The sequence below is a fragment of the Streptomyces sp. NPDC048361 genome (genome assembly GCF_040651795.1).
Classification (GTDB): Bacteria; Actinomycetota; Actinomycetes; order Streptomycetales; family Streptomycetaceae; genus Streptomyces.
This window is the reverse complement of record NZ_JBEZKW010000086.1, coordinates 1-25,768: the sequence shown is the minus strand read 5'-3', so window position 1 is coordinate 25,768 and position 25,768 is coordinate 1. Positions and strand designations below refer to the sequence as shown.

Genomic DNA, 25,768 nt, shown 5'->3' with positions numbered 1-25,768 from the left:
CCCTTCCGTCAAGGCTTACCCGGCGGGTCTGCTAAACCCCGGTGGGCCGCGCGGTGAAAATCACCGCGCGGCCCCCGGCCGAAACAGAAGTCGCAGGTCAGCCCTTGCGGCTCTGGACCTCTTCGGTGAGCTGCGGGACGACCTGGAACAGGTCGCCGACCACGCCGTAGTCGACGAGGTCGAAGATCGGGGCCTCGGAGTCCTTGTTGACGGCCACGATGGTCTTCGAGGTCTGCATGCCGGCCCGGTGCTGGATGGCGCCGGAGATGCCGTTGGCGATGTAGAGCTGCGGCGAGACGGACTTGCCGGTCTGGCCGACCTGGTTGGAGTGGGGGTACCAGCCCGCGTCGACGGCGGCGCGCGAGGCGCCGACGGCCGCGCCGAGCGAGTCGGCGAGGGCCTCGATGATCGCGAAGTTCTCGGCGCCGTTGACGCCGCGGCCGCCGGAGACCACGATCGCGGCCTCGGTCAGCTCGGGGCGGCCGGTCGACTCGCGCGGGGTGCGCGAGGTGACCTTGGTGCCGGTGGCGAGCTCCGAGAAGGTGACGGAGAGCGCCTCGACGGTGCCGGCGGCGGGGGCGGCCTCGACGGCGGCCGAGTTCGGCTTGACCGTGATGACCGGGGTGCCCTTGGAGACACGGGACTTGGTGGTGAAGGAGGCGGCGAACGCGGACTGCGTGGCCACCGGGCCCTCGTCGCCGGCTTCGAGGTCGACGGCGTCGGTGATGATGCCGGCGCCGATGCGCAGCGCGAGGCGGGCGGCGATCTCCTTGCCCTCGGCGGAGGACGGGACGAGCACGGCCGCGGGCGACACGGCCTCGTACGCGGCCTGGAGGGCGTCGACCTTCGGCACGACGAGGTAGTCGGCGAACTCGGGAGCGTCGGCGGTGAGGACCTTGACCGCGCCGTGCTCGGCGAGCGCGGCGGCGGTGTTCTCGGCGCCGGCGCCGAGCGCCACGGCGACGGGCTCGCCGATGCGGCGGGCCAGCGTCAGCAGTTCGAGGGTGGGCTTGCGGACGGCACCGTCCGCGTGGTCGACGTAGACCAGAACTTCAGCCATGGGACTTCAATCTCCTGCAAGTGCGAAGAAAAGGCGGGCAGTTGAGGGGCTCGGCGAGCCCTAAGTGCGCGGTGGTCCGAAATGGTTCCCGGACCGGGCGGGCACTTAGATGAACTTCTGGCTCGCGAGGTACTCGGCGAGCTGCTTGCCGCCCTCGCCCTCGTCCTTGACGATCGTGCCGGCCGTGCGGGCCGGGCGTGCGGCCGCGGAGTCGACGGCGGTCCAGGAGCCTTCGAGGCCGACCTCGTCGGCCTCCAGGTCCAGGTCGCCGAGGTCCAGGGACTCCACCGGCTTCTTCTTGGCGGCCATGATGCCCTTGAAGGACGGGTAGCGGGCCTCGCCCGACTGGTCCGTCACGGAGACGACGGCCGGCAGGGAGGCCTCCAGCTGCTCGGACGCGGCGTCGCCGTCGCGGCGGCCCTTCACGGTGCCGTCCGCGACCGAGACCTCGGAGAGCAGCGTGACCTGGGGGACGCCGAGGCGCTCCGCGAGCAGCGCGGGAAGGACGCCCATGGTGCCGTCGGTGGAGGCCATGCCGCAGATGACCAGGTCGTAGCCGGTCTTCTCGACGGCCTTGGCCAGGAGCAGCGAGGTGCCGATCACGTCGGTGCCGTGCAGGTCGTCGTCCTCGACGTGGACGGCCTTGTCGGCGCCCATCGACAGCGCCTTGCGCAGCGCGTCCTTGGCGTCCTCGGGGCCGACGGTCAGCACGGTGATCTCCGCGTCGTCCGCGCCGTCGGCGATCTGCAGTGCCTGCTCGACCGCGTACTCGTCGAGCTCCGAAAGGAGGCCGTCGACGTCGTCGCGGTCGACGGTCAGGTCATCGGCGAAGTGCCGGTCGCCGGTGGCGTCGGGCACGTACTTCACACAGACAACGATCCTCAAGCTCACGCCGGCTCTCCTACTGCATCGTCATTTCTGGGCTGCCTTGATGCACGCAGCATAGGCGCCTGATGGGGCGGTTTCCGGTCGGGGCGACCGGCGCTCCGAACGAAATATTACTCGCCAGTACACCCAGCTTATTCCCCGTAAGCAAGCGCTTTGAACTGTGACCTTGCCAACGGTGAGTGATCGCCCGGTCAGGGAACTCTCAGTCGCGCAGCGCGTTGAAGCGGCCCTGGTGGTAGAGGAGGGGCCGGCCGGCACCCGCGGGGTCGCCGACGAGCGCCTGCGCGAGCACGATGCGGTGGTCGCCGGCCGGGACGCGGGCCACGACCTTGCAGACCAGCCAGGCCAGCACGCCGCCGAGGACGGGCACCCCCTGGTGACCGGCGTGCCAGTCGGTGGCCGGGCCGAACCGGTCGGCGCCGCTGCGGGCGAAGGTGGCGGCGAGCTCCTGCTGGTGCTCGCCGAGTATGTGTACGCCGATGTGGTCGGCCTCGGCGACGACGGGCCAGCTGGAGGAGCCGGTGCCGATCCCGAAGGAGAGCAACGGAGGCTCCGCGGCGACGGAGTTGAGGGAGGTCGCGGTGAAACCGACGGGGCGGCCGCCGCGCTGTGCGGTGATCACCGCAACGCCCGCCGCGTGCCGGCGGAAGACCGACTTGAGCAGTTCGGGGGAGGCTGTCTGGGGGGTTTCGAGCTCGGATGAGGCCGTCACGGCGGAATCCTTCTGCGGTGGGTGCGACAAGGGCTGCGGGTGGTCAGCAGCCCGGACAGCGCGCGCTCGCACAGCGAGCGAGGTCCACGTGGGCGCGTCCGTGAAGAAGGAGGTTTGTCGGCACACCGTCAGACTGTCGATTCGGCGCGCTCCCAGTCAAGTGCCTGCCGTGATGTGGGAGATGACTCACGGACGAAACCGTGGACGCGCGCCGGGCGGCTCGCCGCGCCGGTGCCGCGCCCCTCACACCGCCCGCCCCAGCGCGGCGATGACGTCCACGCGGCGCGGCTGCCCGCCGGCCCTGCGCACGATCGCCCCGTGCGCGTCGAGCACCAGCACGGTCGGGGTGGCGGTGATCTCCAGCTCACGTACGAGGCCGAGCCGCTCCTCGGCGTCGATCTCCACGTGCGCGACGCCCTCGACCATCGCGGCGACCTCCGCCAGGGTGCGCCGGGTCGCCCGGCAGGGCTGGCAGAAGGCGCTGGAGAACTGCACCAGGGTGGCCCGCCGCCCCAGCGGGACCCCCAACTCGGCCTCGCCGAGCCTGCGCTCGCCGCCGTCCCGCACACCGCCTGCCATCGCCGCCGCTCCCCCTCGTCTCTTCACACCGCCACTACCTGCCCCGTCGTACCGTTGCAGCGCGCACCGCTCCGCATTGATTCCCAGGTCTCCCGCCTGCGAAGACGTGATGAGAATCTCTCCCGGGCCCCGTGCCAGGACTGGCCAGCCCGGCGCAGATCGGGCACCATCTGCCCAAAGCCTAAAACCTACGGCTGCGTAACTTATTTCTCCGGGAGCACCCTCCCCGGGCACACGAAGGGTCTCCCCTGAGATGGCAGAACTCGTCTATCGACCGGTCATCGGCGCCGCACGCGCGATGTTCAAGGCGCTCGACCTGAAGATCGACACCCAGGGTTCGGAGAACATCCCGCGCACCGGCGGGGCGGTGCTCGTCAGCAATCACATCAGCTATCTCGACTTCATCTTCACGGGCCTCGCCGCGCTGCCGCAGAAGCGGCTGGTGCGGTTCATGGCCAAGGAGTCGGTGTTCCGGCACAAGATCTCCGGCCCGCTGATGCGCGGCATGAAGCACATCCCGGTCGACCGCAAGCAGGGTGAGGACGCCTACCAGCACGCGCTGGCGTCGCTGCGGTCCGGTGAGGTGATCGGCGTCTTCCCGGAGGCGACGATCTCGCAGTCGTTCACGCTGAAGAGCTTCAAGTCGGGTGCGGCGAGGCTGGCCCAGGAGGCCGGGGTGCCGCTGATCCCGATGGCGCTGTGGGGCACGCAGCGGGTCTGGACCAAGGGCCGGCCGCGGAACTTCAAGCGCAGCCACATCCCCGTCACCATCCGCGTCGGCGAGCCCGTGGAGGCGCCCGCCGACCAGTACGCGGGCGCCATCTCGCGGCGGCTGCGCGAGCGCTGCCAGGAGCTCCTCGAAGCCGCCCAGCGCGCCTATCCCGTACGCCCCAAGGACGCCGGCGACACCTGGTGGGTGCCGGCCCACCTCGGCGGTACGGCGCCCACGCCCGAGCAGGTCAAGAGCCGCGAGGCGACGGGCTGAATCGTCACTCCTGTACGAGTGCGGGGACTTCCGCGGAGCTGCGCGTACCGTTCCGCTCGGAGCGGTGGAGCCTCACAGTTCGGTCGGGTAGACCGGCCAGAGCGCGGGCCGATCTGGGGCGGCCTTGAGCGCTGCCACGACCGCCGGATGAGGCGCAGCGTAAAGCCCCGGGTAGTCCACTTCACTGAACTCGGGCCGTACCTGCCAGGCCAGGCGCTCCTCGTCGAGGGAGAACCGGGCGTCGACGCCCGGCTTGTTGCCTCGGGCGTCGACGCGGGCCCAGACGCCCGTGTCCGGCAGCCGTAGCGCGACGAGGCCGTGCACGAGCGGGTTCGAGCCGTCGTCGTCGGCGAGGCGCTGGTAGCAGAGGGCTGCGGGGATCTTCTCGGCGCGCAGCAGGGCGGCGAGTGCGTGGGCCTTGGCGCAGCAGATCCCGGTGCGCTGTGCGAGGACGTCGGAGGCGCGCCAGGTCACCCGGAGGTCGCCGGAGTCCCCGGAGTGCGGGATCTCGTCCCGTACGAACGTGTAGGCCGCTTCGGCGTATGTGTATGCGTCAGCCGCACCAGACGCGAGCCGGGTGGCGGTTTCCCGCACCAGGGGGTGCAGGTGATCGACGACGTCGTCGGCGGTTAGGTAGGCGGCAAGTTGGGGGTGGCGCTGGATGAGTTCCATGACACGGGAAGGTACGAATGCGACCGGCCGTCAGTCAATGTATTTACGGCCGATCACATAGGTATGCAGCTCGGTTCATGGCGGCGGATCCAGCGGCCGGGGTGGGCTAGCGCGCCATTTCTTCCTTCAGGGCCATAAGGAAGCCGTCGACGTCGTCCTCGGTGGTGTCGAAGGAGCACATCCAGCGGACGTCGCCGGCGGCCTCGTCCCAGAAGTAGAAGCGGTAGCGCTTCTGGAGCCGTTCGCTGACGTCGTGCGGCAGGCGCGCGAACACGGCGTTGGCCTGCACCTCGTGGAGGATCTCCACGCCGTCGACCTGACGCACGCCCTCGGCGAGGCGCTGTGCCATCGCGTTGGCGTGGCGGGCGTTGCGCAGCCACAGGTCCTTGGCGAGCAGTGCTTCCAACTGCACCGATACGAAACGCATTTTGGAGGCGAGCTGCATCGACATCTTGCGGATGTGCTTCATCTGGCGGACCGCGTCCGGGTTGAGGACGACGATCGCCTCGCCGAAAAGCATCCCGTTCTTGGTGCCGCCGTACGACAGGACGTCCACGCCGACCGCGTTGGTGAACGTACGCATCGGCACGTTCAGGGAGGCGGCGGCGTTGGATATCCGGGCACCGTCGAGGTGGACCTTCATGCCGCGCTCGTGGGCGTGGTCGCAGATCGCCTTGATCTCGTCGGGCGTGTAGACCGTGCCCAGCTCGGTGTTCTGGGTGATCGAGACGACCTGCGGCATGGCGCGGTGCTCGTCCTCCCAGCCCCAGGCCTGGCGGTCGATGAGTTCGGGCGTCAGCTTGCCGTCGGGGGCGGCCACGGTGAGCAGCTTGAGGCCGGCCATCCGCTCGGGGGCGCCGCCCTCGTCCACGTTGATGTGGGCGCTCTCGGCGCACACCACGGCGCCCCAGCGGTCGGTCAGCGCCTGGAGCGCGGTCACGTTGGCTCCGGTGCCGTTGAACACCGGGAACGCCTCGGCGCTCGCGCCGAAGTGGCTGTGCATGACGCGCTGGAGGTGCTCGGTGTAGTCGTCCTCGCCGTAGGCGATCTGATGGCCGCCGTTGGCGAGGGCGATGGCCGCGAGGACCTCGGGGTGTGCGCCGGCGTAGTTGTCGCTGGCGAAGCCGCGCACCGCCGGGTCGTGGTGGGCTCGGGCGTCCGTCCTCACGGCTTGGGGGTCAGCCACAGGCGTTGTCCGTTCACTTCCTGGGCGGGCTTGTCCCACACTCCGGCGATGGCGTCGGCCAGCTCCGTGACGTCGGTGAAGCCCGCGAACTTCGCGTTGGGTCGCTCGGCGCGCATCGCGTCGTGCACCAGCGCCTTGATCACCAGGATCGCAGCTGCGGCCTGTGGCCCGTCCTCACCCCCGGCCTTGCGGAAGGCGTCGCCGAGCGACAGCGTCCACGCCTCGGCGGCGGCCTTGCCCGCGTTGTAGGCGGCGTTGTTGGCCGTGGGCTTGTGCGCGCCGGACTGGCTGACCAGGACGTAACGCCCCCGGTCGCTGCGCAGCAGCCCGTCGTGGAAGGCGAGCGAGGTGTGCTGCACGGTCTTGATCAGCAGCTTCTCCAAGAGGTCCCAGTCGGCCAGGTCCGTCTCCGGGAAGGAGGTGGCGCCGCGCCATCCGCCGACGAGATGGACCACGCCGTCGACGCGTCCGAAGTCCTTCTGGATGCGGTCGGCCCAGTCCCGGGTGGCCTGGAGGTCGAGGAGGTCGACGGTGTCGCCGGTGACGGTGGCTCCGCCGTGTGCGTACCGCGCGGCGTCCACGGCCGAGGCCAGGCGCTCCGGATCGGAGTCGGAGCCCACGACGACCGCGCCCGCTTCCGCGAGCCGCAGCAGGGCGGCGCGGCCGGCGGGTCCCGCGGCTCCGGCCACGGCGACGACGGCGCCGTTGAGAGGTCCGTTGTTCATCTTCCTCGCCCCTTCCGAAGCTTCCGTGGTCTGCGAACCCTCCGTGACGTCCGAAGCTTCCGTGGCGTCTGGACCTTCCGTACGTGAGCTCACGCGGCGGCCCCGGCCGGAGCGGAAGCGGCGGTGATCCCCTTGGTGGAGGCGATCACGTTCTTCAGCTTCTTGGAGAGCGCCTCATAGAACATGCTGAGCGGAAACTCGTCCGGAAGCACGTCGTCGACGAGTTTGCGGGGCAGCAGCGTCAGGTCCAGCGCGTCGGGGCCCTTGGCCCAGCGGGATCCCGGGTGCGGGGCGAGGTAGGTGGAGACCAGGTCGTACGCCGCGAACCAGTGGACGAGCTTGGGGCGGTCGATGCCGTCGCGGTACAGCTTCTCGATCTCGGCGCACAGCTGGTTGGTGACCTGCGGGGCGCGCTCCCAGTCGATGTGCAGCTTGTTGTCGGTCCAGCGCACCACGTCGTGCTTGTGGAGGTAGGCGAAGAGGAGCTGGCCGCCGAGCCCGTCGTAGTTGCGGACGCGGTCGCCGGAGACCGGGAAGCGGAACATCCGGTCGAAGAGCACCGCGTACTGCACGTCGCGGCCGTGCTGATTGCCCTCGGCCTCCAGCTTCACGGCCTCCTTGAAGGCGGTGAGGTCGCAGCGCAGCTCTTCGAGGCCGTACATCCAGAACGGCTGGCGCTGCTTGATCATGAAGGGGTCGAACGGCAGGTCGCCGTGGCTGTGGGTGCGGTCGTGGACCATGTCCCACAGGACGAACGCCTTCTCGCAGCGCTCCTGGTCGGACACCAACTCCTGGATGTCCTCGGGCAGTTCGAGACCGAGGATGTTCACGGACGCCTCGGTGACGGCACGGAAACGGGCCGCCTCACGGTCGCAGAAGATGCCGCCCCAGGTGAAGCGCTCGGGGGCCTCGCGCACGGCGATGGTCTCGGGGAAGAGGACCGCCGAGTGGGTGTCGTAGCCCGCGGTGAAGTCCTCGAAGGTGATGCCGCAGAAGAGCGGGTTGTCGTAGCGGGTGGCTTCGAGCTCGGCGAGCCACTCCGGCCAGACCATGCGCAGCACGACCGCTTCGAGGTTGCGGTCGGGGTTGCCGTTCTGCGTGTACATGGGGAAGACGACCAGGCGCTGGAGTCCGTCGGCGCGGTCGGCGGCCGGGTGGAACTGGAGCAGCGAGTCCAGGAAGTCGGGCACGTCGAAGGCGCTGTCGGCCCACTTGCGCAGGTCGGCGACGAGCGCGCGGTGGTAGCGCTCGTCGTGCGGCAGCAGCGGCGAGAGCTCCTCGATCGCGGATATCACCTGGTCGAGGGTGGCCTCGACGGCGGCGCGCGCGGGAGCGCCCTCGGCGTCGAAGTCGATGGATCCGTCCTTGGACTGCCAGGGCCGGATCTCCTCGACGGCATTCTTGAGCGCGGGCCACGCGGGGTGGTCGACCACCCGCCGGTCGGTTACTGCGCCCCCCACGGCCGGGTCCTGCACAAGAATTTCCGTCATGTCACTTCCTCCACAGGAGAACCTCGCGTCAGGACACCGTATCGGTGTTCGGTTCTCTCGCTCAAGAGGGGGATCAATAAATTATCCTGCCCGCTTCCTGTTGGGCCGCTCTTCTTCCTGCGTTGATGCAATGGTGCGGCGATGGCTGCGGTTTGGCGAGCGGAGGGCGACAGGGCCGGGGCCCGCCGCGGGGCGGGCTTCCCGCCGCCCCGGGGCGGATCCCGCCGCCCCGGGGCGGCGGGATCCGCCGCTGCGGGGGCGCACGCGTCCCGGGGCGACGACGGCGCCCGGCGGACGAGGTCAACGGCGGCTTCCTGCGCGCGGCACAGGGGTGCGCGGTGGGATCCGCCAAGGCCGGTCTCAAGATCACGGAGGTTCTCACGGGCCCTGATGGGGTTGTGGCGGGGCCTCGTGCTCACTTCAATTCGCCCTATGACCAGTCGTCATTCCCCCCACCCTCCCGAAACGGCGCGGCCGTTGCCGGCGACCGCCTGGGCGGTGCTCGGGCTGCTCTCCTTCCCCGGCGAGCGGACCGGCTACGAGCTCAAGAAGTGGGCCGACGCCTCGCTTCGCTTCTTCTACTGGTCGCCCGCGATCAGCCAGGTCTACGCCGAGCTGCGCCGCCTGGAGGCACTCGGGTACGCCACCTCGCGGCGCTCGGGGCCCGAGGAGCCACGCGCCAAGCGGCGGTACACGATCAGCGAGGCCGGCCGCACAGCCCTCGCCGACTGGGCCGAATCCGCCGACGCGAGCGGGCCGCCCGTCCTCAAGCATCCGCTGGTGCTGCGGATCTGGCTCGGGCACCTCGCCACCCCCCACCGGCTGCGCTCGCTCGTCGAAGACCACCTGGTCCGTACCGAGAGCGAGCTGAGGCACGTCAGAAGGGCGCTGGCGCACGCCGAGGAGAACGAGGAGTGGGCGCATCCGCGGATCGCGCTGCGCTGGAGCGAGCTGCGGGAGCTGGCCGAGCTGGAGCTGGCGCGCGCGATGCTCGCGGACCTGGACCGGCTGGCGCAGCCGCAGGGGGGAGAACCGGCCCCTCACGACGGGTGGCCGGGCCCCGGGTGAGGCACGGACGGCGGGCGCGTCAAGGGCTGGAGGAATCGCCCACGGGCGGGTGACGCGGGTTGGCCCGCGCAGGGTGCGTACAGGTAGGACGGAGTGCCCCCCGCCTCTCGTACGCAACCCGGAGCCGCGCCCATGAGCATCCGCGCCGTCCTAGTCGCAGCCCTGATCACCGGCTTCCTGCTCGGGATCGCGTCAACTCACGAGGACCGCCCCGACGGCCCGCGCGAGCCGGGGTCGGTAGCGGTGGCGGGCCGTTAGGCTGCGGCTGCCGCGTGCGGACGGGACCGCGTCGCGCGCGCATACCGCCGTCGACGGAAGCGAGGCCTGTCTTGACGTTCCTCACCATCGGTCATCGCGGGGTCATGGGTGTCGAGCCGGAGAACACCCTGCGTTCCTTCGTCCACGCAGAACGCGTGGGCATGGACGTCATCGAACTCGATCTGCATCTCAGCAAGGACGGCGCCCTCGTCGTCATGCACGACGCCGAGGTCGACCGCACCACGGACGGCAGGGGGCCCGTCGGGGAGATGACCCTCGCCGAGCTGCGGGAACTGGACGCGGGTCACGGCGAGCGCATCCCCGTGTTCGAGGAAGTGCTCGACGCCGTGAAGACCCCGATCCAGGCAGAGATCAAGGACGTCGCCGCGGCCCGTTCGCTGGCCGAGGTGATCGAGCGGCGCGATCTGGTGGGCCGGGTGGAGGTCCTGTCGTTCCACGACGCGGCGCTCGCCAAGATCGCCGCGCTGGTACCGGGCGTACGGACCGGGCTCGTCGACGACGACTGGGGGCCCGACCTCATCGACCGGGCCCGGGCCGTCGGCGCGCGGAGTCTGGTCCTGAGCATCGAGCGGATCACCCTGGAGACCGTCGAGCAGGCTCACGCGGCCGGGCTCAAGGTGATCGGCTGGACCGTGAACACCCAGGACCATCTGCGTCTCGTACGCGCCCTGCAACTGGACGGCGCGACGACCGACTACCCGGAGATCCGCCGAACCGGCCGCTTCACCGCGTAAGGCGTCACCGCCCGGGACTCACCGGCCGGGACTGACCGCCCGGGGCTGACCGGCCGGGACTCACCGGCCGGGGCTGACCGCCCGGGGCGCGCTCAGCCCAGCTCCTTGACCAGGAGCTCGAACGCGAGGTCGTCGCGCTGCGGCACACCGAAGCGCTCGTCGCCGTACGGGAAGGGCGTCAGCTTTCCCGTACGGCGGTAGCCGCGCCGTTCGTAGAACGCGATGAGTTCCTCCCGGAGCGAGATCACCGTCATGTGCATCTCGCGCACACCCCACTCGGCCCGCACCACGCGCTCGGCCTCGGCGATGATCTGCTTGCCGAGGCCCGCGCCCTGGAGGGCGGGAGCGACCGCGAACATGCCGAAGTAGGCCGCGTCCCCCCGGTGTTCCAGCTGGCAGCAGGCGACGAGGACGCCGTCCCGTGCCACGGTGAGCAGCTTGCTGCCGGGTGTGGTGATGACCGCGCGCACCCCTTCGGGGTCGGTGCGCCGGCCCTGCAGGATGTCGGCCTCGGTGGTCCAGCCGGCGCGGCTCGCGTCGCCCCGGTAGGCCGACTCGATGAGCGGCACCAGCGCCTCGACGTCTGCTTCCGTGGCGTCCCGGTAGCTCAGCTCCGCGGCGGCGCGTGCGGCGGTGTCCATCGTGCGGTCTCCCTGCTGATCGGTGGTGGGGGGTTGATCGGTTCTGCGGGGTCTCCCGAGCGTATCCCGGCGGTTAGGGTCGCTTGCCATGGTGCATGTACTGAGCAGCCGGACCCTTCTGCGCCCCACCGACCCCGAGCGTTCGCGCGCCTTCTACGGCGAGCGGCTCGGGCTCGCGGTCTACCGCGAGTTCGGTACGGGCCCCGAGCGCGGCACCGTCTACTTCCTGGGCGGCGGATTCCTGGAGGTGTCCGGCCGTGCGGAGCAGCCGCCGGCCCCGGGGCTCCAGCTGTGGCTCCAGGTCGCGGATGCGGCGGCGGCCCACGAGGAGCTCGTGGAGCGCGGGGTCGACGTCGTGCGGCCCCCGGTGCGCGAGCCGTGGGGGCTCGTCGAGATGTGGATCGAGGACCCGGACGGGGTCCGGATCGTGGTGGTGGAGGTCCCCGCCGACCATCCGCTGCGCTATCGGGCCTGACGCCCCGGCCTGGCGTCCTCCCGGGTGCCTCGCCCCCGACGGCAGGCAGCCGGCAGCCGGCCCGCGGTGATCCCCCCGCGCGCTCCCCCTGTGTGTCCCTGCGCCCGCGTATGCGGCCCCTTGGATGGGCATCGACTGGGCGGCAGGCGTCACATCGAGCGGGGAGGTACGCCGTGCACGGTCCGGTGGTGCCCGGCTGGCTGCTCGTCGCGCTGTGCGCGGCGACGGGCTCGTACTGTCTGCTGCGTCTGCGCAGCGGCTCCGAGCAGGCCCGAAGGGCGGCGGGCGGCGAGGCGGTGATGGGGTTCGGGATGGCCGCGATGGCCGTGCCGGCGGCATTCGCCCCGCCCGGGCCGTGGATGACGGGGATGACGGCGGGATACGCGGCGGTCTTCGGCGGGGCGGCGCTGCGCGCCCTGTGGCTGGCGCGCGGCGGGGCCCATCATCTGCACCATGTGGTGGGTTCGCTCGCGATGGTCTACATGGCGCTCGCGATGGCGCCGGGCGGCGGCGACCCGGCCCACGAAGGGCACACGGGCCACGCCGGGCACGCGGCGGGCGGGGTTCCGCTGCTGACCGGGGCGCTGCTGCTGTACTTCGCGGGCTACGTCCTGTCGACAGGGACGCGGCTGCTGCCGTCGGCGGGCGGCACGGGGTCGCACGGCGCCGCGCGACCCGTGCCGTGGGGCGCCCGACCGGAACTGGCGCTCGCGTGCCGTCTGTCGATGGGCATCGCCATGCTCGCGATGCTGGTGACGGTCTGATCCCCGGCGCCAGGGATTGTCCGGGGCGTGGGCAGCTTGGCCGGAGGGCATACGCCAGCGGACCATCGTGGCGTACGTCACTTGCGGCCCGCGGAGATACCTATGCCGGCGGCCCCGCTCATAGGCTGAGACCATGACGGTCTCCCTCGCGTTGCTGGTGCTCGGCCTGGTGTCCGCCGTCGCCGCCCCGCGACTGCTCGCCCGCGCCGACTGGGTCGAGCGTGAGCCGGTGGTGGCGCTGTGGGTCTGGCAGTGCGTGGTGGCGGCGGTCCTGCTCTGCTTCGGGCTGGCGATGGTGTTCAGTGCCGCGTCGGCGTGGCGCACCGTGCGGGGCCAGGTGTTCGCGCCCGCTCCCCGTGCCGTCGTCGAGGCGTACGCGCTCGGGCCGTACGGGCCCTGGTCGGCGGCGCTCGCGGTGGTGCTCTTCCTCGGTGGGGCCTGGACCGGGGCGATGCTCACGCGGGAGATCAGGGACAGCTGGGCGCGCCGGCGCCGGCGCCGCGCGGAACTGCGGCTCCGCTCCCCGCTGCTGCCCGGCGAGGAACCGTCGGGCGAGCGTCTCGTGGTCCTTGAGGCGGCCCGGCCGGACGCCTGGTGGCTGCCCGGCCAGATGCCCCAACTGGTCATCACCACGGCGGCACTTCAGCGCCTGAAGGGCCGTCAGCTCGATGCGGTGCTCGCCCATGAGCTGGGGCACGCGCGGGCCCGCCACGACTGGCTGCTGCACTGTTCGGGCGCGCTGGCCCGGGGGTTCCCGCAGGTGCCGGTGTTCGCCGCGTTCCGCGACGAGATGCACCGTCTGGTGGAGCTGGCCGCGGACGATGTGGCGTCGCGCCGCTTCGGCCGGCTCACGATCGCGCTCGCCCTTGTCGAACTCAACGAGCACCGCGGGGTGTTCGGGCCCTGCCCCACGCCGGACGGTCAGCTCCCCCGGCGGGTGCACCGGCTCCTGTCGGCGGCTCCCCGGCTGCCCGCGAGCCACCGGCTGCGGCTGACCGCGTCCGCGGCTCTCGTTCCCGCCGTGCCGCTGCTCGTCGCCCTCGTACCGGGCCTGCACGCCCTGGGGTAGCCCTGACGCCGCGGCATCGGGTTGGATCACTGGCATGCTGCTCGCTTCCGCCCCCGTGTCCGCACGACCCTCCGCATGGCTGCGCGCCGGACTCGCCTGTGCCGCGCTCGCCGCGCTCCTGCTGGTCCTGGTCGCGGCCGAGTGGGGTCCGCTGATGGTGTGGGACCGGGCGGTCGCCGGGGCGCTGCACCGCCGCGCGACCGCCGACGCCGGGCTGACCCATGTGAACCGGCTGCTGAGCGACTGGGTGTGGGACCCGTGGGCGATGCGCGCCCTGCTCGCGGTGGCCGTGGTCTTTCTGCTGCGGCGCGGCGAGCGGCTGCTCGCGCTGTGGGTCGCGGCGACGAGCGCCGGCGGTACGGCCGTGCAACAGGGTCTGAAGGCGGCCGTCGGCCGGGAGCGGCCGCACTGGCCGGACCCGGTGGCCTCCGCCTCGTACGCCGCGTTCCCGTCCGGCCACGCCCTGGGGGTGACGGTCGCGTTCGGGCTCGTGGTCTGGCTGCTCGTGCTGCACGGGGTGCGGCGCGGGGTGTGCTGGGCCGTCTTCGCGGTGGGGGTGGTCTCCGCGCTCGGGGTGGGGTTCACGCGGCTGTTCCTCGGCGTGCACTGGTTCTCGGACGTGGTGGGCGGCTGGCTGACAGGGGTGGCCGTCGTCACGCTGAGCGCGGCGGCCCACCGGCGGCTGGTCTTGAACCGGCCGCGCTGAGCACGCGAGGATCACGGGCATGACGATCAGAGGATCACGCGTATGACGATCAAGGGCGTTCTCTTCGACTTCTCCGGCACCCTCTTACGGGTCGAGCCCGTCAATGAGTGGCTCTCCGCGGTGCTCGACGCCTGCGCCATCGCGCTGCCGGAGGCCGAATTCGCGCGGTGCGCACGGGAGTTGGAGGAGGCCGGGGCGCTGCCCGGCGGCGCCGACCCGCTGCGGATGCCCGCGCATCTGGCGGAGCTGTGGAGTGTGCGCGACCAGAGCGGCGACCTGCACCGCCGGACGTACACGGGGCTCAGCCGCATGGTGGAGCTGCCCGACCCGCGTCTGTACGACCTGCTCTACGACCGCCATATGACCCCGGCTGCGTGGCGTCCGTACGCGGACACCAAGGCGGTCCTCGTGGCGCTGCGGGAGCGCGGCATCGGGATCGGCGTAGTGAGCAACATCGGCTGGGACCTGCGGCCGGTCTTTCGCGCGCACGGCCTGGACGACTTCGTGGACGCGTACGTGCTGTCCTTCGAGCACGGGGTGCAGAAGCCTGACGCGCGGCTGTTCCGGGTGGCCTGCGATGCGCTCGGGCAGGCGCCCGGCGAGGTGCTGATGGTGGGTGACAGCCGCCGGGCGGACGGCGGAGCCGCGGCGCTCGGTTGCGGCGTGCACTTCGTGGACCATCTGCCGGTCGCCGAGCGCCCGGAGGGTCTGCGGCCGGTGCTCGCGCTCGTCGGCGCGGACGCGGGTCACCGGTAGGACGAAGAAGGGCTACCCGTTCGAGGTGATCCCCCGCGTCACCCCGAACGAGCAGCCCATGCGCAGGTCAGACCCCCCTGAGGGGGTACCGTCCCGCGACAGCCTGAGTATATTGGCTCTGAGCCAGTCAACGCAGGAGTTACAGCATGTCCCCGCGCAGCGCATCGGTCAATGAAGAATTGCGCAGACGTTCTCGCGAGCGGCTGCTGCAAGCCACAGTGGAGCTGGTGGCGGAACGGGGCTACGAATCGACGACGCTCGGCGCCATCGCCGACCGGGCTGGTTCGGCCCGCGGCCTGGTGTCGTACTACTTCCCTGGCAAGCGTCAGCTGCTCCAGTCCGCCGTGCACCGCCTCATGCATCTGACCCTGGAGGCGGGGCTGGAGCGCGAGCCGCGGACCACCGACGGGCGCGAGCGGCTGGCCCGCGCGATCGACGCGATCCTCGGGCTCACCCACTCCCAGCCGGTCCTCATGCGCGCGCACATGGCGGGGATCCTGCAGGCCCAGGGGTTCGTGCAGTGCCCCGAGCAGCAGCGCCTCGCCGCCTTGTTGCGGGACACCGTCGAGCGGTACGGCTCGCGGGACGTGGACCGTGAGTATCCGATGCTGCGCGCCAACCTGATGGGCGCCGTCTTCGCCGCGCTCCTTCCGGGTGCCCCCATGGACGCGGTGACCCTGCGGGCCGAGCTGTTCCAGCGCTACGGACTCGACTGGGACCGCGGGTCGCCACCGAGCCCAGCCCCCTGATCGGCGGCGCCCCCTGTCCGCCGCGGGCGCGGCGGTGCCATCCTGAATACGTCCGCAGTCTTCCGCGGGCTTCCGTGGCCTTCCGTGGTTCTTCGCGGTCCCCGCGGTCTCCCGCGGTCCTTCGTGGTTTCTCTGTCGAGGAGCGCCCGCCATGCTGCGCATCGCCGTCGTGGGGTCGGGGCCGAGCGGTGTCTACACCGCCCAGAGCCTGGTGGAGCAGAGCGCGGTCGCGGAGGTCCGGGTCGACGTCCTGGACCGGCTGCCCTGCCCGTACGGTCTGGTTCGCTACGGGGTCGCCCCGGACCACGAGAAGATCAAATCGCTGCAGAACAATCTGCGTTCGGTCCTGGAGGACCCCCGGATCCGTTTCCTGGGGCACGTGGAGGTGGGCCCCGGCGGTGTCCCGCCCGAGGTGCTGCCGCGGCTCTACCACGCGGTGGTGTACTGCGTCGGCGCCAAGTCCGACCGGCATCTGGGGATTCCCGGTGAGGACCTGCCGGGCAGCTGCTCGGCCACCGAGTTCGTGTCCTGGTACAGCGCGCACCCCGACTGCGATCCCGGCGGGTTCGTCCTCGGCGCCCGCTCGGCGGTGGTGATCGGTGCGGGCAACGTGGCGGTGGACGTCGCCCGCATGCTGGCCCGCGGCGCGGACGAGCTGCGCCCCACCGACGTGCCGCAGGCCGCGCTCGGCGCGCTCGCCGTGAGCCGGGTGCGCGAGGTGCACATGGCGGCCCGGCGCGGCCCCTCGCAGGCCAGGTTCACCACGAAGGAGCTGCGTGAACTGGGCGCGCTGCCGGGCGCCGATGTGACCGTGTCGCACGAGGAGCTGCTGCGGGACCCCGGCTTCGTCGACCCCTCGGCGCTCGCCGCGCCCGCGCGGCGCAATGTGGAGGTGCTGCGCGGCTGGGTCGACCGCCCCCTGCGGCCCGGTGCGCGCCGGCTGCACCTGCGGTTCCATCTGCGTCCCGTGGAGCTCGTGGAGCGGGACGGCCGGGTCGGCGCGGTGCGTTTCGAGCGGACGGTGCCGGACGGTGCGGGCGGGGTGCTTGGCACCGGAACGTACGAGGAGATCGAGGCGCAGCTGGTACTGCGGGCGGTCGGCTATCTCGGAGTGCCTCCGCGGGGCCTGCCGTTCGACCCGGCGACCGGGACGGTGCCGCACCTGGCGGGGCGGGTGCTGCGCGAGGGCGCGCCGGCGCCGGGCGAGTACGTGGCGGGATGGATCAAGCGCGGCCCGACGGGTGTGATCGGCACCAACCGTCCCTGCGCGAAGGAGACGGTCACCTCGCTGCTCCAGGACGCCCCGCTTCTCGCCGGGCGCACGGTGGCGGCCGAACCACTGGACGTACTACGGGAGTTGGGGCTGCATCCGGTGACCTGGCAGGGCTGGCTCGCGATCGAGCGCGCCGAGGCGGAACTGGGCCACGCCCTCGGACGCCGCTCGGTGAAGATCCCCGACTGGGACGGGCTCCTGACGGCGGCCCTCGACGCGGACTGAGGCCCTACGGGGATGTGGCGCCGGTGCCGAGGCGTCCGGCTTCGCGGTCCGCCGCCTTCAGGACGCTGTCGAGCAGGCCAGGGAAGAGCGCTTCCAGGTCCGCGCGGCGCAGCCCGTTCATCTTGGCGGTGCCCCGGTAGACCTGCTGGATCACGCCGCTCTCGCGCAGCACCCGGAAGTGGTGGGTGGTGGTCGACTTGGTGACGGGCAGCACGAAGTACGAGCAGGAGAGCTCACCCCCGTCGGCGGCGAGCGCCCTGACCACCCGCATCCGCATGGGGTCGGACAGTGCGTGCAGGACGCCGTCCAGGCGGATCTCCTCGCGCGCCGGGTGGGCGAGTTCACGGGTGTTCGTCGTGGTGGTCACGGAGCTCATTGTACGAGGGGCATCGTAGTTTGACATCCCCCGTACTACGATGAGTATCGTACGAGACGTATCCGGCGCCGCACCGGCGCACCGGCCCGTGTCGAGTGGAGTCTGCCGTGTCTGCTGCCAGTGCCCTGTTCGAGCCCTGCACCCTGCGATCCCTGACCATCCCGAACCGGGTGTGGATGGCGCCCATGTGCCAGTACTCGGCCGAGGTCTTCGGGCCGAACGCGGGCGTGGCGAACGACTGGCACTTCGCGCACTACGCGGCCCGCGCGGCCGGCGGCACGGGCCTCATCCTCGTCGAGGCCACCGCCGTCAGCCCCGAGGGCCGGATCTCGCCGGCGGACCTCGGCATCTGGAACGACGCGCAGGTCGCGTCGCTGCGCCGGATCGCCGCGTTCCTGGAGAGGCAGGGCACCGTTCCCGGCATCCAGCTCGCGCACGCCGGACGCAAGGCGTCGACGGACCGGCCCTGGCGCGGCGGTTCACCACTGGAGCCCGGCAGTGAGGAAGGCTGGCAGCCGGTCGGCCCGAGCCCGGTGGCCTGGGGCGAACACCACACCGCGCCCGCCGAATTGACGGTCACTCAAATTCAAGAAGCCGTCGGGCAGTTCGCCGACGCGGCCCGCCGTGCGCTCGAAGCCGGCTTCAAGGTCGTCGAGATCCACGGGGCGCACGGCTATCTCATCGGCCAGTTCCTTTCGCCGCACTCCAACCGGCGCACCGACGCATACGGCGGGTCATTCGAGAACCGCGTCCGCTTCGCCCTCGAAGTCACCGACGCCGTACGGGCGGTGTGGCCCGAGGAACTGCCGCTGTTCTTCCGCGTCTCCGCCACCGACTGGCTCCCCGGGGGCGGCTGGACTCCCGACGACACGGTGCGTCTGGCCGCGCTGCTGAAGGAGCACGGGGTGGACCTCCTCGACGTGTCGAGCGGGGGCAACGCCTCGGGCGTCCGCATCCCGGTCGCTCCCGGCTACCAGGTGCCGTTCGCCGAACGGGTGCGCAAGGAGAGCGCGCTGGCGGTCGCGGCCGTCGGCCTGATCACCGAGCCCGCGCAGGCCGAGAAGATCCTCGCGAACGGCGAGGCCGACGCGGTCCTCCTCGGCCGGGAGCTGCTGCGCGACCCGTCGTGGGCGCGCCGGGCGGCCACCGAACTCGGCGGCGAGGTACGGGTGCCCGACCAGTACGGGTACGCCATCTGACGCGAGCGCGAGTCCGGCCTGTGCGTGCGGCCAGTGCCCGTGGCCGGTGCGCGCGGCCGGTGCGCGCGGCGGCCTCCTCGAATGGGAAGGCCGCGTTAGTTGACGTGGTCGGGGTCGGAGTCGGCGATCTGCTCGTAGAGCGGCTGGGCCTGGAACCAGCCCGCGTAGTGGCCGCCGAGCTGGCCCCGGGTGTGCAGGGCGGTCTCGCGGTCGATGTGCCGGGGGGTGCCGGCGGCCATGGCGAGGAGCTGGGCCTGGCAGGAGCGTTCCATGGTGATGAACCACCACACCGCCTCGGCGACCGAGTGGCCGACGGTGAGCAGACCGTGGTTCTGGAGGATCACCGCCTTGTACGGGCCGAGCGCGGCCGCGATGCGCTTGCCCTCCTCGGCGTCGCTGACGACGCCCCGGTAGTCGCTGTAGAGGCCGTGGTCCTCGAAGAAGGCGCAGGCGTCCTGGGTGATCGGGTCGAGGGGGATGCCGAGGGAGGAGAACGCCTTGCCGTGCAGGGAGTGCGAGTGGGCGGCGGCGACGGCGTCGGGGCGGGCCTGGTGGACGGCGCCGTGGATGACGAACGCGGCGCGGTTGACGGGCCGGGAGCCGTGCAGCAGGTTGCCCTCGTGGTCGACGAGGATCAGATCGGACGCCTTGATCCGGCCGAAGCTCATTCCGAACGGGTTCACCCAGAACCGGTCGGGGTGCTCGGGGTCGCGGACGGTGATGTGCCCGGCGACACCCTCGGAGAACCCGAAGCGGCCGAACAGCCGGAATCCGGCGGCGAGTTGCTCCTTGCGGTAGCGGCGTTCGGCCTCGACGTCGTCGAAGACCGGCGGCATGGGGATCGTGACGCCTTCGGGCACCGGGCCCGCGGCGCCCGCTATCACCTCGGCGGGGGCGGGAGCCGTGACGTGGTCGCTCATGTGCGTTCCTCCTGGAGGAAGGTGCGGGGCGCGCCCGCAGGGGGTGCGAAGGCGCACACATCCGATACATTCACGTATCCGATACGCGCCTGGATGTTTTCCGAGCGCGTCCGCGCTGTCAAGGGTCCGGGAGTCGTCAGTGCCCAGGGGAACGACGAAGCGCCGGCCGCAGACGCTGGCCCGGCTGCTCGACGCCGCGCTCGAGGTGTTCGCGGAGTCGGGGTTCGGTGCGGCCAGGATCGAGGACGTCTGCCGGCGCGCGGGCTACACCCGGGGCGCGTTCTATTCGAACTTCTCCTCCAAGGAGGAGCTTTTCTTCGCCCTCTTCGACGCGCACGCGGCGCGTGAACTGGAGCGGATCGGCCGCCTGGCCGAACAGACCGAGGACCGCGACCTGTCGGTGGCGCGGATCGCCGCCCTGCTCGCGCACGTCGAGCCCGACGAGCGCACCTGGTATCTGGTGACCACCGAGTTCACCCTGTACGCGATCCGCCATCCCGAGGCGGCCGCCCGGCTGGCCGGCCATGACGCGCGGCTGCGCGAGGAGGCGGCGGCGCTGCTCGGCGCGCTCCTCGCCCGCGCCGGGCTCCGGCCGCGCGGAGACCTGGCGGAACTGATACGGGTCGTGGTGGCGCTGCGTGAGGGGGCCCTCGGGCAGAGTTACGTCGAGCCGGACGTCCTGCCACCCGGCGCACTGGCCGCACGCTTCCTCCCCTTCCTCGTCGACGCGGTGACCGAGCCGCTGCATAGGCTGGACAACCCCATCTGACGTGCTGGTTTCCCGTTTTGAAGGCCGTTGTCAGTGGCCGGGTGCACACTGGCCTCATCCGGAACAACGGCGTTTTGGAGGGACCGGCATGACCGAGGTACTGCTCACTGTGGGTACGCGCAAGGGGCTCTTTCTGGGCCGCAGACGCGAAGGGACGTGGACCTTCGACGGCCCCCACTTCACCGCCCAGGCGGTGTACTCCATCGCCATCGACACCCGGCGGGCCGCCACGCCGCGCATCCTGGTCGGCGGGGACAGCGCGCACTGGGGACCGTCGGTGTTCCACTCCGACGACTTGGGGGCCAGTTGGACGGAGCCCAGGCAACCGGCGGTGAAATTCCCCGAGTTCACCGGGGCCTCCCTGGAGCGGGTGTGGCAGCTGCGCCCGGCGGGTCCCGAGGCGCCGGGCGTCGTGTACGCGGGGACGGAGCCGGCCGCGCTGTTCCGTTCCGAGGACGACGGCGAGAGCTTCGCGCTCGTACGACCGCTGTGGGAGCATCCGACGCGTTCGCGCTGGGTGCCCGGCGGCGGCGGTGAGGGGTTGCACACCATCGTCACCGATCCGCGCGACAGCCGCGCCGTCACGGTCGCCGTGTCCACCGCGGGGGTGTTCCGCACCCGGGACGGCGGGGCGAGCTGGGCCCCCGCCAACAAGGGCGTCTCGGCGGTCTTCCTGCCCGACCCCGACCCGGAGTTCGGGCAGTGCGTCCACAAGGTCGCCCAGGACGCCGCCGACCCCGACCGCCTCTACTTGCAGAACCACTGGGGTGTGTACCGCAGCGACGACGGCGGGGAGCAGTGGACGGACATCGGCGCCGGGCTGCCCTCCACCTTCGGCTTCGCGGCCGCCGCCCATCCGCGGCGCCCCGGCACGGCGTACGTCTTCCCGATCACGGCCGACTCCGACCGGGTCCCCGCCGACAACAGGTGCCGGGTCTTCCGCACCGAGGACGCGGGCAAGAACTGGGAGCCGCTCACGGCGGGCCTGCCGCAGGAGGCGCACTACGGCACGGTGCTGCGCGACGCGCTCTGCACGGACGACGCCGAGCCCGCGGGCGTCTACTTCGGCAACCGCAACGGCGAGGTGTACGCGAGCGCCGACGACGGCGACAGCTGGCAGTTGCTCGCCTCACATCTGCCGGACGTGCTCTGCGTACGGGCGGCGGTGCTCGGTTGACCGGCGGGGCGAACGGCCAGGTGGCTGCGCCAGTAGAGTGACGCCCGTGGCAGCACGACCGTTGAAAGAGATCGTCGAGCCCGGCTGGGCGGACGCACTGGAACCCGTCGCGGGACGGGTCGCCGCGATGGGCGACTTCCTCCGCGAAGAGATCGCCGCGGGGCGCACCTATCTGCCGTCGGGACCCGATGTGCTGCGGGCGTTCCAGCAGCCGTTCGCCGATGTGCGGGTCCTGATCGTGGGTCAGGACCCGTATCCCACGCCGGGGCACGCCGTCGGCCTGTCGTTCTCGGTGGCGCCCGAGGTGCGGCCGCTGCCCGGCAGTCTGGAGAACATCTTCCGCGAGATGCACTCCGACCTGGGGGCACCGCGCCCGTCCACCGGCGACCTCACGCCCTGGACGAAGCAGGGTGTGCTGCTGCTGAACAGGGCGCTGACCACGGCGCCCCGTAAGCCGGCCGCTCACCGGGGCAAGGGCTGGGAGGAGGTCACCGAGCAGGCCATCAAGGCGCTGGTCGCCCGGGGCACCCCGCTGGTCTCGGTGTTGTGGGGCAGGGACGCCCGCAATCTGCGCCCGCTGCTCGGCGATCTCCCGGCGATCGAGTCCGCGCATCCCTCCCCCATGTCGGCGGACCGCGGCTTCTTCGGCTCACGGCCCTTCAGCCGTACGAACGAACTCCTGGAGCGCCAGGGCGCCCTCCCCGTCGACTGGCGGCTGCCGTGACGGACGGCGGCGCGCCCTGGGTGCTCGGGGTCGACTCCGGGGGATCGGGGGTGCGGTTCGCGCTGCGCCGGGCCGAGCCGGGCGACCGCTTCGGCTCCCCCGTCGAGACGGTCGTCTCGAAGGAGCCGGTACGGACCGGTCCCGCCGGGATCGACGCCGGCCACCTCATGGAGCAACTGCTTCCTGCTGTCGAGGAGTTGACGATGCGCACCGGGGCGGTGCGGATCGCCGCGGCGGCGGTCGGCGCGGCCGGGATGGCCACCCTCGGGGACGTTCTGCGGGCCGAATTGCCGGGCGCCCTGGCGCGCACGCTCGGCGTGCGCAGGCTCGCCCTGGCCGCCGACGCGGTCACCGCCTACGCGGGCGCGCTCGGCTGCCGGGCCGGGGCGGTGGTCGCCGCCGGGACCGGGATGATCGCGCTCGGCACGGACCTCACCACCTGGCGCCGCGCCGACGGTTGGGGGCATCTGCTCGGCGACTGCGGAGGTGGGGCCTGGATCGGGCGGGCCGGTCTCGACGCGGCCCTGCGCCACCACGACGGCCGGCCCGGCGGTTCGGCGGCGCTGCTGGCCCGCATGGAGGCGGTGTTCGGCGCGCCCGCCGAGCTGCCGGGGCTGCTGTATCCGCGCGGCGACCGGCCCGCGGTACTGGCCTCGTTCGCGCCCGAGGTCGCCGGCTGCGCAGCGGGCGACCCGGTGGCCGCCGGCATCCTGAACGACGCGGCGCGGCACATCGCCGGGGCCGCCGCCGCGGTCTGCCCCACCGAGCTCGGCGAGCCACCTCAAGTAGCCTTCACGGGCGGCCTGTTCAAGCTGGGCGACCCCCTTCTCGTACCGCTGCGCCGGGAGTTGGCACAGCTCACGCCCCGGGCCCGTACGGTCGAGGCGGCCGGGGACCCGTTGCGGGGCTGTCTGCTCATCGCGGAAGGACTGGCGGCAGGGGAATTGCGGCTTCCGCGGGACCCACACCTGATGTGGCTCGCGACCGAGTGAGTGCCGAGACGGATCAGGACAGTTGATCCTTATGCCACTCTCCGGGTAAATCGGGACAGATACCGCTCAGCTGTCCCCTCCCCGAACAGTCGCCCACGCAAAACCAGTAGCATGCGACGCCATGAGCACCCCCACTGGGCCAGCATCCGGCCTGCCCGTACGAATGCCGCGACCCCGCCAGTCCGGCCGGCACCGCCGCCCGGAACCGGTGGTTGCTCCGGAGGGCGCACCCGCGCTCGTTCTCGCCGTTCCCGGCGCTCCCGGCCCCGCCGTGCGCAGCCTGGCCGAAGAGGTCATCAGCATCGCGCGCTCGGAGCTGCCCGGCCTGCACGCCCGCATCGGCTACCTGGACAGCACCGACGCCGACACCGCCGAGTACCCCACGCTCGACGCCGTTCTCGCCCACACCGCGGCCGAGCGTGCCGCGCGCGTCGAGCGGGCGCGCGCGGCGGGCCGCGAGGCCGCGGAGGCCGCCCCGTCCGGCGGGCCCGACGCCGTGGTCGTGCCGCTGCTCGCGGGCCCCGACAGCGCCCTGATCCGCCGCATACGGCAGGCCGTCATGGACAGCCGTGCCGCCGCCGAGCTGACCGATGTGCTCGGCCCGCACCCGTTGCTCGCCGAAGCCCTGCACGTGCGCCTCTCCGAGGCCGGCCTGGCCCGCGCCGACCGCGCCCGCCTCTTCACGGTCGCGACCGCCGCCGACGGGATCATCCTGGCGACGGTGGGCGGCGAGGAGGCCGTACAGGCCGCTGGGATCACCGGCATGCTGCTCGCCGCGCGCCTCGCCGTGCCGGTCATGGCCGCCGCCCTCGACCAGGAGGGCGCGATCGCCGCGATGGCCGACCAGCTGCGCGGCTCGGGCTCGGTGCAGCTCGCGGTCGCCCCGTACCTGATCGGCCCGGAGGTGGCGGACGGGCTGCTCGACGCCGCCGCGAAGGAAGCCGACTGCTCCGCCGCCGAGGCGCTCGGCGCCTACCCGGCCATCGGCAAGCTGGCCCTGTCGCAGTACGCCGCCGCGCTGGGCATCACCCCGCAGGCGCAGGGCTCGCCGGTCCACTGACCGTACGTACGCGAAGGAATGGGGCCCGCACCGGACGACCGGGGCGGGCTCCGCCCACGTTACGGACACCCCGTCAGCGCGCCGGCCGCCAGCGGTCGATCGGCCAGCGAGCGCATGAGGGGGTCCGTCAGCCCCTCAGCCCGTCAGCCCCTCAGCCCCTCAGCAGAACACCACGCATGAGGCGGCGGGCGCTGCAATGGAGCCGGCCCGGACAGGGATGCCGGTGGCCGTGTCGATGTCGAACCAGGTCACGTCGCCCGAGCGCTCGTTGGAGGCGTACAGCCGGCGGCCCGACGGGTCGAGGGTGAGTTCGCGCGGCCCCTGGCCGCCGCAGCCCACGGTGGTGACGAGCCGGGGCTTGTCGGCGCCCTCGTCGAGGGTGAGCACCGCGAGGGAGTCGTGCCCGCGGCTGGCCGCCCACAGGAAGCGACCGTCATGGCCGGCGACGACCTCGGACGGGTGAATCTCGCCGCTCGCTCCGTCCTCGACCACCGGCGTCTCGCCGAGGGGTTGGAGCTGCCCGCCCTCCGCGTCCCAGCGGCACACGGTGAGGGTCGGCGCCAGTTCGTTGATGACGTAGGCGTGCTGCCCGTCGGGGTGGAAGGCGAGGTGGCGAGGACCGCTGCCGGGGCGCAGCGCGGCCTCGGAGTGCAGGCGCAGGGCGCCGTCCCGGGCGAGTTCGCAGACGCGCACGGAGTCGGTGCCGAGGTCGACGCTGACGATCCAGCGGCCGCTCGGGTCCGCGAGGACCTGGTGGGCGTGCGGTTCTCGCTGCCGGTCGGGGTTGGGGCCCGAACCGTGGTGGGCGAGTACGGAGACGGCTCGGTCCAGGGCGCCGTCGGGGCGGATCGCCAGCGCGGTGACGCTGCCGGACTCGTAGTTGGCGGTGACGAGGTGCCCGGCGGCGAGGGCGAGATGGGTGGGGCCGGCTCCGTCGACCGGGACGGGCTCGCCGAGGAGGCTCGGCACCGGGCCTGTGATGTCGAAGGCGGCGGCCGTGCCGTCGGAGGACTCCCCCACGGCGTACAGGACGCGCCCGTCGTGCGAGGGCGCCAGGAACGAGGGATTGGCGACGGCGTCCGTCGATCCGAGCGCGACGAGTGCCCCGTTCTCCTCGTCCACGGCGACCGCGGTCACGCCGTGCCCGCCCTCCGTGGTGAACGATCCGATGAACGCCCGCGCGGCCCTGTCCGTGCCCACCGTGCCACCCATTCCGTTTCCGCCGAAGTCTCCACCGGGCGCGCCCGCGCCGGGCCCCGCCCGCACACCACTCGGGGTGCTCCGGCGACCGTAGCAGGAGGTCTGGACCAACCGGGTCCGGCGGCCCGGGCGTTGGAGCCGCCCGGCCTGGCCCGCCCTCGTCCCTCCTGGCCCGCGCTCGTCCCTCCTGAGCCGCCCGGGACCACCGGTTAGGCCGGTGCTCCGCGAGGTTGAACAGATGCCGTAGTTGCCCCCGCATCACTTTGCGTCCGCCCACCCACGCGCGGAGCACCGATTCGGCGATCACGGCCGAGT

Annotated in this window: 29 protein-coding genes and 1 pseudogene; 17 read left to right on the top strand and 13 right to left on the bottom strand. The window is 72.1% G+C overall.

The features are described from left to right. Positions 1-97: 97 nt before the first annotated feature. The 4 genes from AB0D31_RS31815 to AB0D31_RS31800 form a co-directional block, all read right to left on the bottom strand. The gene (locus tag AB0D31_RS31815) at positions 98-1,060 is read right to left on the bottom strand and encodes an electron transfer flavoprotein subunit alpha/FixB family protein (RefSeq protein WP_362729567.1); all 963 of its coding nucleotides are present in this window, start codon (positions 1,058-1,060) and stop codon (positions 98-100) included. A 105-nt stretch (positions 1,061-1,165) separates the two neighbouring features. Further along, positions 1,166-1,951 carry an electron transfer flavoprotein subunit beta/FixA family protein gene (locus tag AB0D31_RS31810; protein ID WP_362729565.1) on the bottom strand — a complete coding sequence of 262 codons (786 nt, stop codon included), beginning with the start codon at positions 1,949-1,951 and terminating at the stop codon, positions 1,166-1,168. 199 nt (positions 1,952-2,150) lie between these two features. Continuing rightward, positions 2,151-2,660 (bottom strand): flavin reductase family protein, encoded by a 510-nt coding sequence (locus tag AB0D31_RS31805; protein ID WP_362729563.1) that lies wholly within the window; start codon positions 2,658-2,660, stop codon positions 2,151-2,153. Positions 2,661-2,903: 243 nt separating this feature from the next. Beyond that, on the bottom strand, positions 2,904-3,239 hold the full coding sequence (locus AB0D31_RS31800) for a thioredoxin family protein (RefSeq protein WP_362729562.1): 336 nt from the start codon (positions 3,237-3,239) through the stop codon (positions 2,904-2,906). Positions 3,240-3,492: 253 nt separating this feature from the next. On the opposite strand from AB0D31_RS31800, the gene AB0D31_RS31795 reads away from it, so the two are divergent. After that, a complete protein-coding gene (locus AB0D31_RS31795; protein ID WP_362729560.1) occupies positions 3,493-4,224 on the top strand; it encodes a lysophospholipid acyltransferase family protein in 732 nt (243 codons plus the stop codon). Positions 4,225-4,296: 72 nt separating this feature from the next. Here AB0D31_RS31795 and AB0D31_RS31790 read toward each other — a convergent pair whose 3' ends face one another. The 4 genes from AB0D31_RS31790 to AB0D31_RS31775 form a co-directional block, all read right to left on the bottom strand. Beyond that, entirely contained in the window at positions 4,297-4,896 is a 600-nt protein-coding gene (locus tag AB0D31_RS31790) for a transglutaminase domain-containing protein (RefSeq protein WP_362729558.1), read from the bottom strand. 106 nt (positions 4,897-5,002) lie between these two features. Further along, entirely contained in the window at positions 5,003-6,064 is a 1,062-nt protein-coding gene (locus AB0D31_RS31785) for a low specificity L-threonine aldolase (protein WP_362729556.1), read from the bottom strand. After that, complete coding sequence (locus tag AB0D31_RS31780; RefSeq protein ID WP_362729554.1) at positions 6,061-6,807, bottom strand: SDR family oxidoreductase; 747 nt, start codon at positions 6,805-6,807, stop codon at positions 6,061-6,063. Before AB0D31_RS31780 ends, AB0D31_RS31785 begins: the two co-directional genes overlap by 4 nt. Positions 6,808-6,896: 89 nt before the next feature. Next, on the bottom strand, positions 6,897-8,297 hold the full coding sequence (locus AB0D31_RS31775; protein ID WP_362729552.1) for a DUF6421 family protein: 1,401 nt from the start codon (positions 8,295-8,297) through the stop codon (positions 6,897-6,899). Between the two features lie 432 nt (positions 8,298-8,729). Here AB0D31_RS31775 and AB0D31_RS31770 point away from each other — a divergent pair, with 432 nt between their 5' ends. From AB0D31_RS31770 to AB0D31_RS31760, 3 genes are all read left to right on the top strand, one after another. Then, positions 8,730-9,365: a PadR family transcriptional regulator gene (locus AB0D31_RS31770; RefSeq protein WP_362729550.1), complete on the top strand. Its 636-nt coding sequence runs from the start codon at positions 8,730-8,732 to the stop codon at positions 9,363-9,365. 132 nt (positions 9,366-9,497) lie between these two features. After that, positions 9,498-9,623 carry a hypothetical protein gene (locus AB0D31_RS31765; protein WP_362729548.1) on the top strand — a complete coding sequence of 42 codons (126 nt, stop codon included), beginning with the start codon at positions 9,498-9,500 and terminating at the stop codon, positions 9,621-9,623. 71 nt (positions 9,624-9,694) lie between these two features. Continuing rightward, positions 9,695-10,378: a glycerophosphodiester phosphodiesterase family protein gene (locus AB0D31_RS31760; protein ID WP_362729546.1), complete on the top strand. Its 684-nt coding sequence runs from the start codon at positions 9,695-9,697 to the stop codon at positions 10,376-10,378. 92 nt (positions 10,379-10,470) lie between these two features. On the opposite strand, the gene AB0D31_RS31755 is transcribed toward AB0D31_RS31760, so the two are convergent. Next, a complete protein-coding gene (locus AB0D31_RS31755; RefSeq protein WP_362729544.1) occupies positions 10,471-11,019 on the bottom strand; it encodes a GNAT family N-acetyltransferase in 549 nt (182 codons plus the stop codon). A gap of 88 nt (positions 11,020-11,107) precedes the next feature. Here AB0D31_RS31755 and AB0D31_RS31750 point away from each other — a divergent pair, with 88 nt between their 5' ends. From AB0D31_RS31750 to AB0D31_RS31720, 7 genes are all read left to right on the top strand, one after another. Continuing rightward, positions 11,108-11,494: a VOC family protein gene (locus AB0D31_RS31750; RefSeq protein ID WP_362729542.1), complete on the top strand. Its 387-nt coding sequence runs from the start codon at positions 11,108-11,110 to the stop codon at positions 11,492-11,494. Positions 11,495-11,667: 173 nt separating this feature from the next. Then, complete coding sequence (locus AB0D31_RS31745) at positions 11,668-12,258, top strand: DUF5134 domain-containing protein (RefSeq protein WP_362729540.1); 591 nt, start codon at positions 11,668-11,670, stop codon at positions 12,256-12,258. Between the two features lie 133 nt (positions 12,259-12,391). Beyond that, on the top strand, positions 12,392-13,327 hold the full coding sequence (locus AB0D31_RS31740; protein ID WP_362729538.1) for a M56 family metallopeptidase: 936 nt from the start codon (positions 12,392-12,394) through the stop codon (positions 13,325-13,327). Positions 13,328-13,361: 34 nt separating this feature from the next. Next, entirely contained in the window at positions 13,362-14,033 is a 672-nt protein-coding gene (locus AB0D31_RS31735) for a phosphatase PAP2 family protein (RefSeq protein WP_362729536.1), read from the top strand. 42 nt (positions 14,034-14,075) lie between these two features. Further along, complete coding sequence (locus AB0D31_RS31730) at positions 14,076-14,789, top strand: HAD-IA family hydrolase (RefSeq protein ID WP_362729534.1); 714 nt, start codon at positions 14,076-14,078, stop codon at positions 14,787-14,789. Between the two features lie 146 nt (positions 14,790-14,935). Continuing rightward, positions 14,936-15,538, top strand: a complete 603-nt coding sequence (locus tag AB0D31_RS31725) for a helix-turn-helix domain-containing protein (protein ID WP_362729532.1) — start codon at positions 14,936-14,938, stop codon at positions 15,536-15,538. Between the two features lie 151 nt (positions 15,539-15,689). Next, positions 15,690-17,036: an FAD-dependent oxidoreductase gene (locus AB0D31_RS31720; protein ID WP_362729530.1), complete on the top strand. Its 1,347-nt coding sequence runs from the start codon at positions 15,690-15,692 to the stop codon at positions 17,034-17,036. A 4-nt stretch (positions 17,037-17,040) separates the two neighbouring features. On the opposite strand, the gene AB0D31_RS31715 is transcribed toward AB0D31_RS31720, so the two are convergent. Next, a complete protein-coding gene (locus tag AB0D31_RS31715; protein ID WP_362729528.1) occupies positions 17,041-17,412 on the bottom strand; it encodes a helix-turn-helix domain-containing protein in 372 nt (123 codons plus the stop codon). 107 nt (positions 17,413-17,519) lie between these two features. Here AB0D31_RS31715 and AB0D31_RS31710 point away from each other — a divergent pair, with 107 nt between their 5' ends. Further along, positions 17,520-18,611, top strand: coding sequence for an NADH:flavin oxidoreductase/NADH oxidase (locus tag AB0D31_RS31710; protein ID WP_362729526.1), 1,092 nt, complete (start codon positions 17,520-17,522; stop codon positions 18,609-18,611). A 95-nt stretch (positions 18,612-18,706) separates the two neighbouring features. On the opposite strand, the gene AB0D31_RS31705 is transcribed toward AB0D31_RS31710, so the two are convergent. Next, positions 18,707-19,531: a class II aldolase/adducin family protein gene (locus AB0D31_RS31705; protein WP_362729524.1), complete on the bottom strand. Its 825-nt coding sequence runs from the start codon at positions 19,529-19,531 to the stop codon at positions 18,707-18,709. Between the two features lie 139 nt (positions 19,532-19,670). Here AB0D31_RS31705 and AB0D31_RS31700 point away from each other — a divergent pair, with 139 nt between their 5' ends. The 5 genes from AB0D31_RS31700 (at position 19,671) to AB0D31_RS31680 (ending at position 24,253) form a co-directional block, all read left to right on the top strand. Next, on the top strand, positions 19,671-20,300 hold the full coding sequence (locus tag AB0D31_RS31700; protein WP_362729522.1) for a helix-turn-helix domain-containing protein: 630 nt from the start codon (positions 19,671-19,673) through the stop codon (positions 20,298-20,300). An 88-nt stretch (positions 20,301-20,388) separates the two neighbouring features. Then, positions 20,389-21,477: an exo-alpha-sialidase gene (locus tag AB0D31_RS31695; protein ID WP_362729520.1), complete on the top strand. Its 1,089-nt coding sequence runs from the start codon at positions 20,389-20,391 to the stop codon at positions 21,475-21,477. Between the two features lie 46 nt (positions 21,478-21,523). Further along, entirely contained in the window at positions 21,524-22,201 is a 678-nt protein-coding gene (locus tag AB0D31_RS31690; protein ID WP_362729518.1) for a uracil-DNA glycosylase, read from the top strand. Further along, the gene (locus AB0D31_RS31685; protein WP_362729516.1) at positions 22,198-23,193 is read left to right on the top strand and encodes a BadF/BadG/BcrA/BcrD ATPase family protein; all 996 of its coding nucleotides are present in this window, start codon (positions 22,198-22,200) and stop codon (positions 23,191-23,193) included. The genes AB0D31_RS31690 and AB0D31_RS31685 overlap by 4 nt, the downstream gene beginning before the upstream one ends. A 121-nt stretch (positions 23,194-23,314) precedes the next feature. Beyond that, positions 23,315-24,253, top strand: a complete 939-nt coding sequence (locus AB0D31_RS31680) for a hypothetical protein (protein WP_362729514.1) — start codon at positions 23,315-23,317, stop codon at positions 24,251-24,253. A gap of 159 nt (positions 24,254-24,412) precedes the next feature. Here AB0D31_RS31680 and AB0D31_RS31675 read toward each other — a convergent pair whose 3' ends face one another. Together AB0D31_RS31675 and AB0D31_RS31670 are read right to left on the bottom strand one after the other, a co-directional pair. Further along, positions 24,413-25,465 carry a lactonase family protein gene (locus AB0D31_RS31675; protein WP_362729512.1) on the bottom strand — a complete coding sequence of 351 codons (1,053 nt, stop codon included), beginning with the start codon at positions 25,463-25,465 and terminating at the stop codon, positions 24,413-24,415. A gap of 217 nt (positions 25,466-25,682) precedes the next feature. Then, positions 25,683-25,760, bottom strand: a pseudogene (locus AB0D31_RS31670) (Scr1 family TA system antitoxin-like transcriptional regulator); the annotation flags it as partial. Between the last annotated feature and the right edge of the window lie 8 nt (positions 25,761-25,768).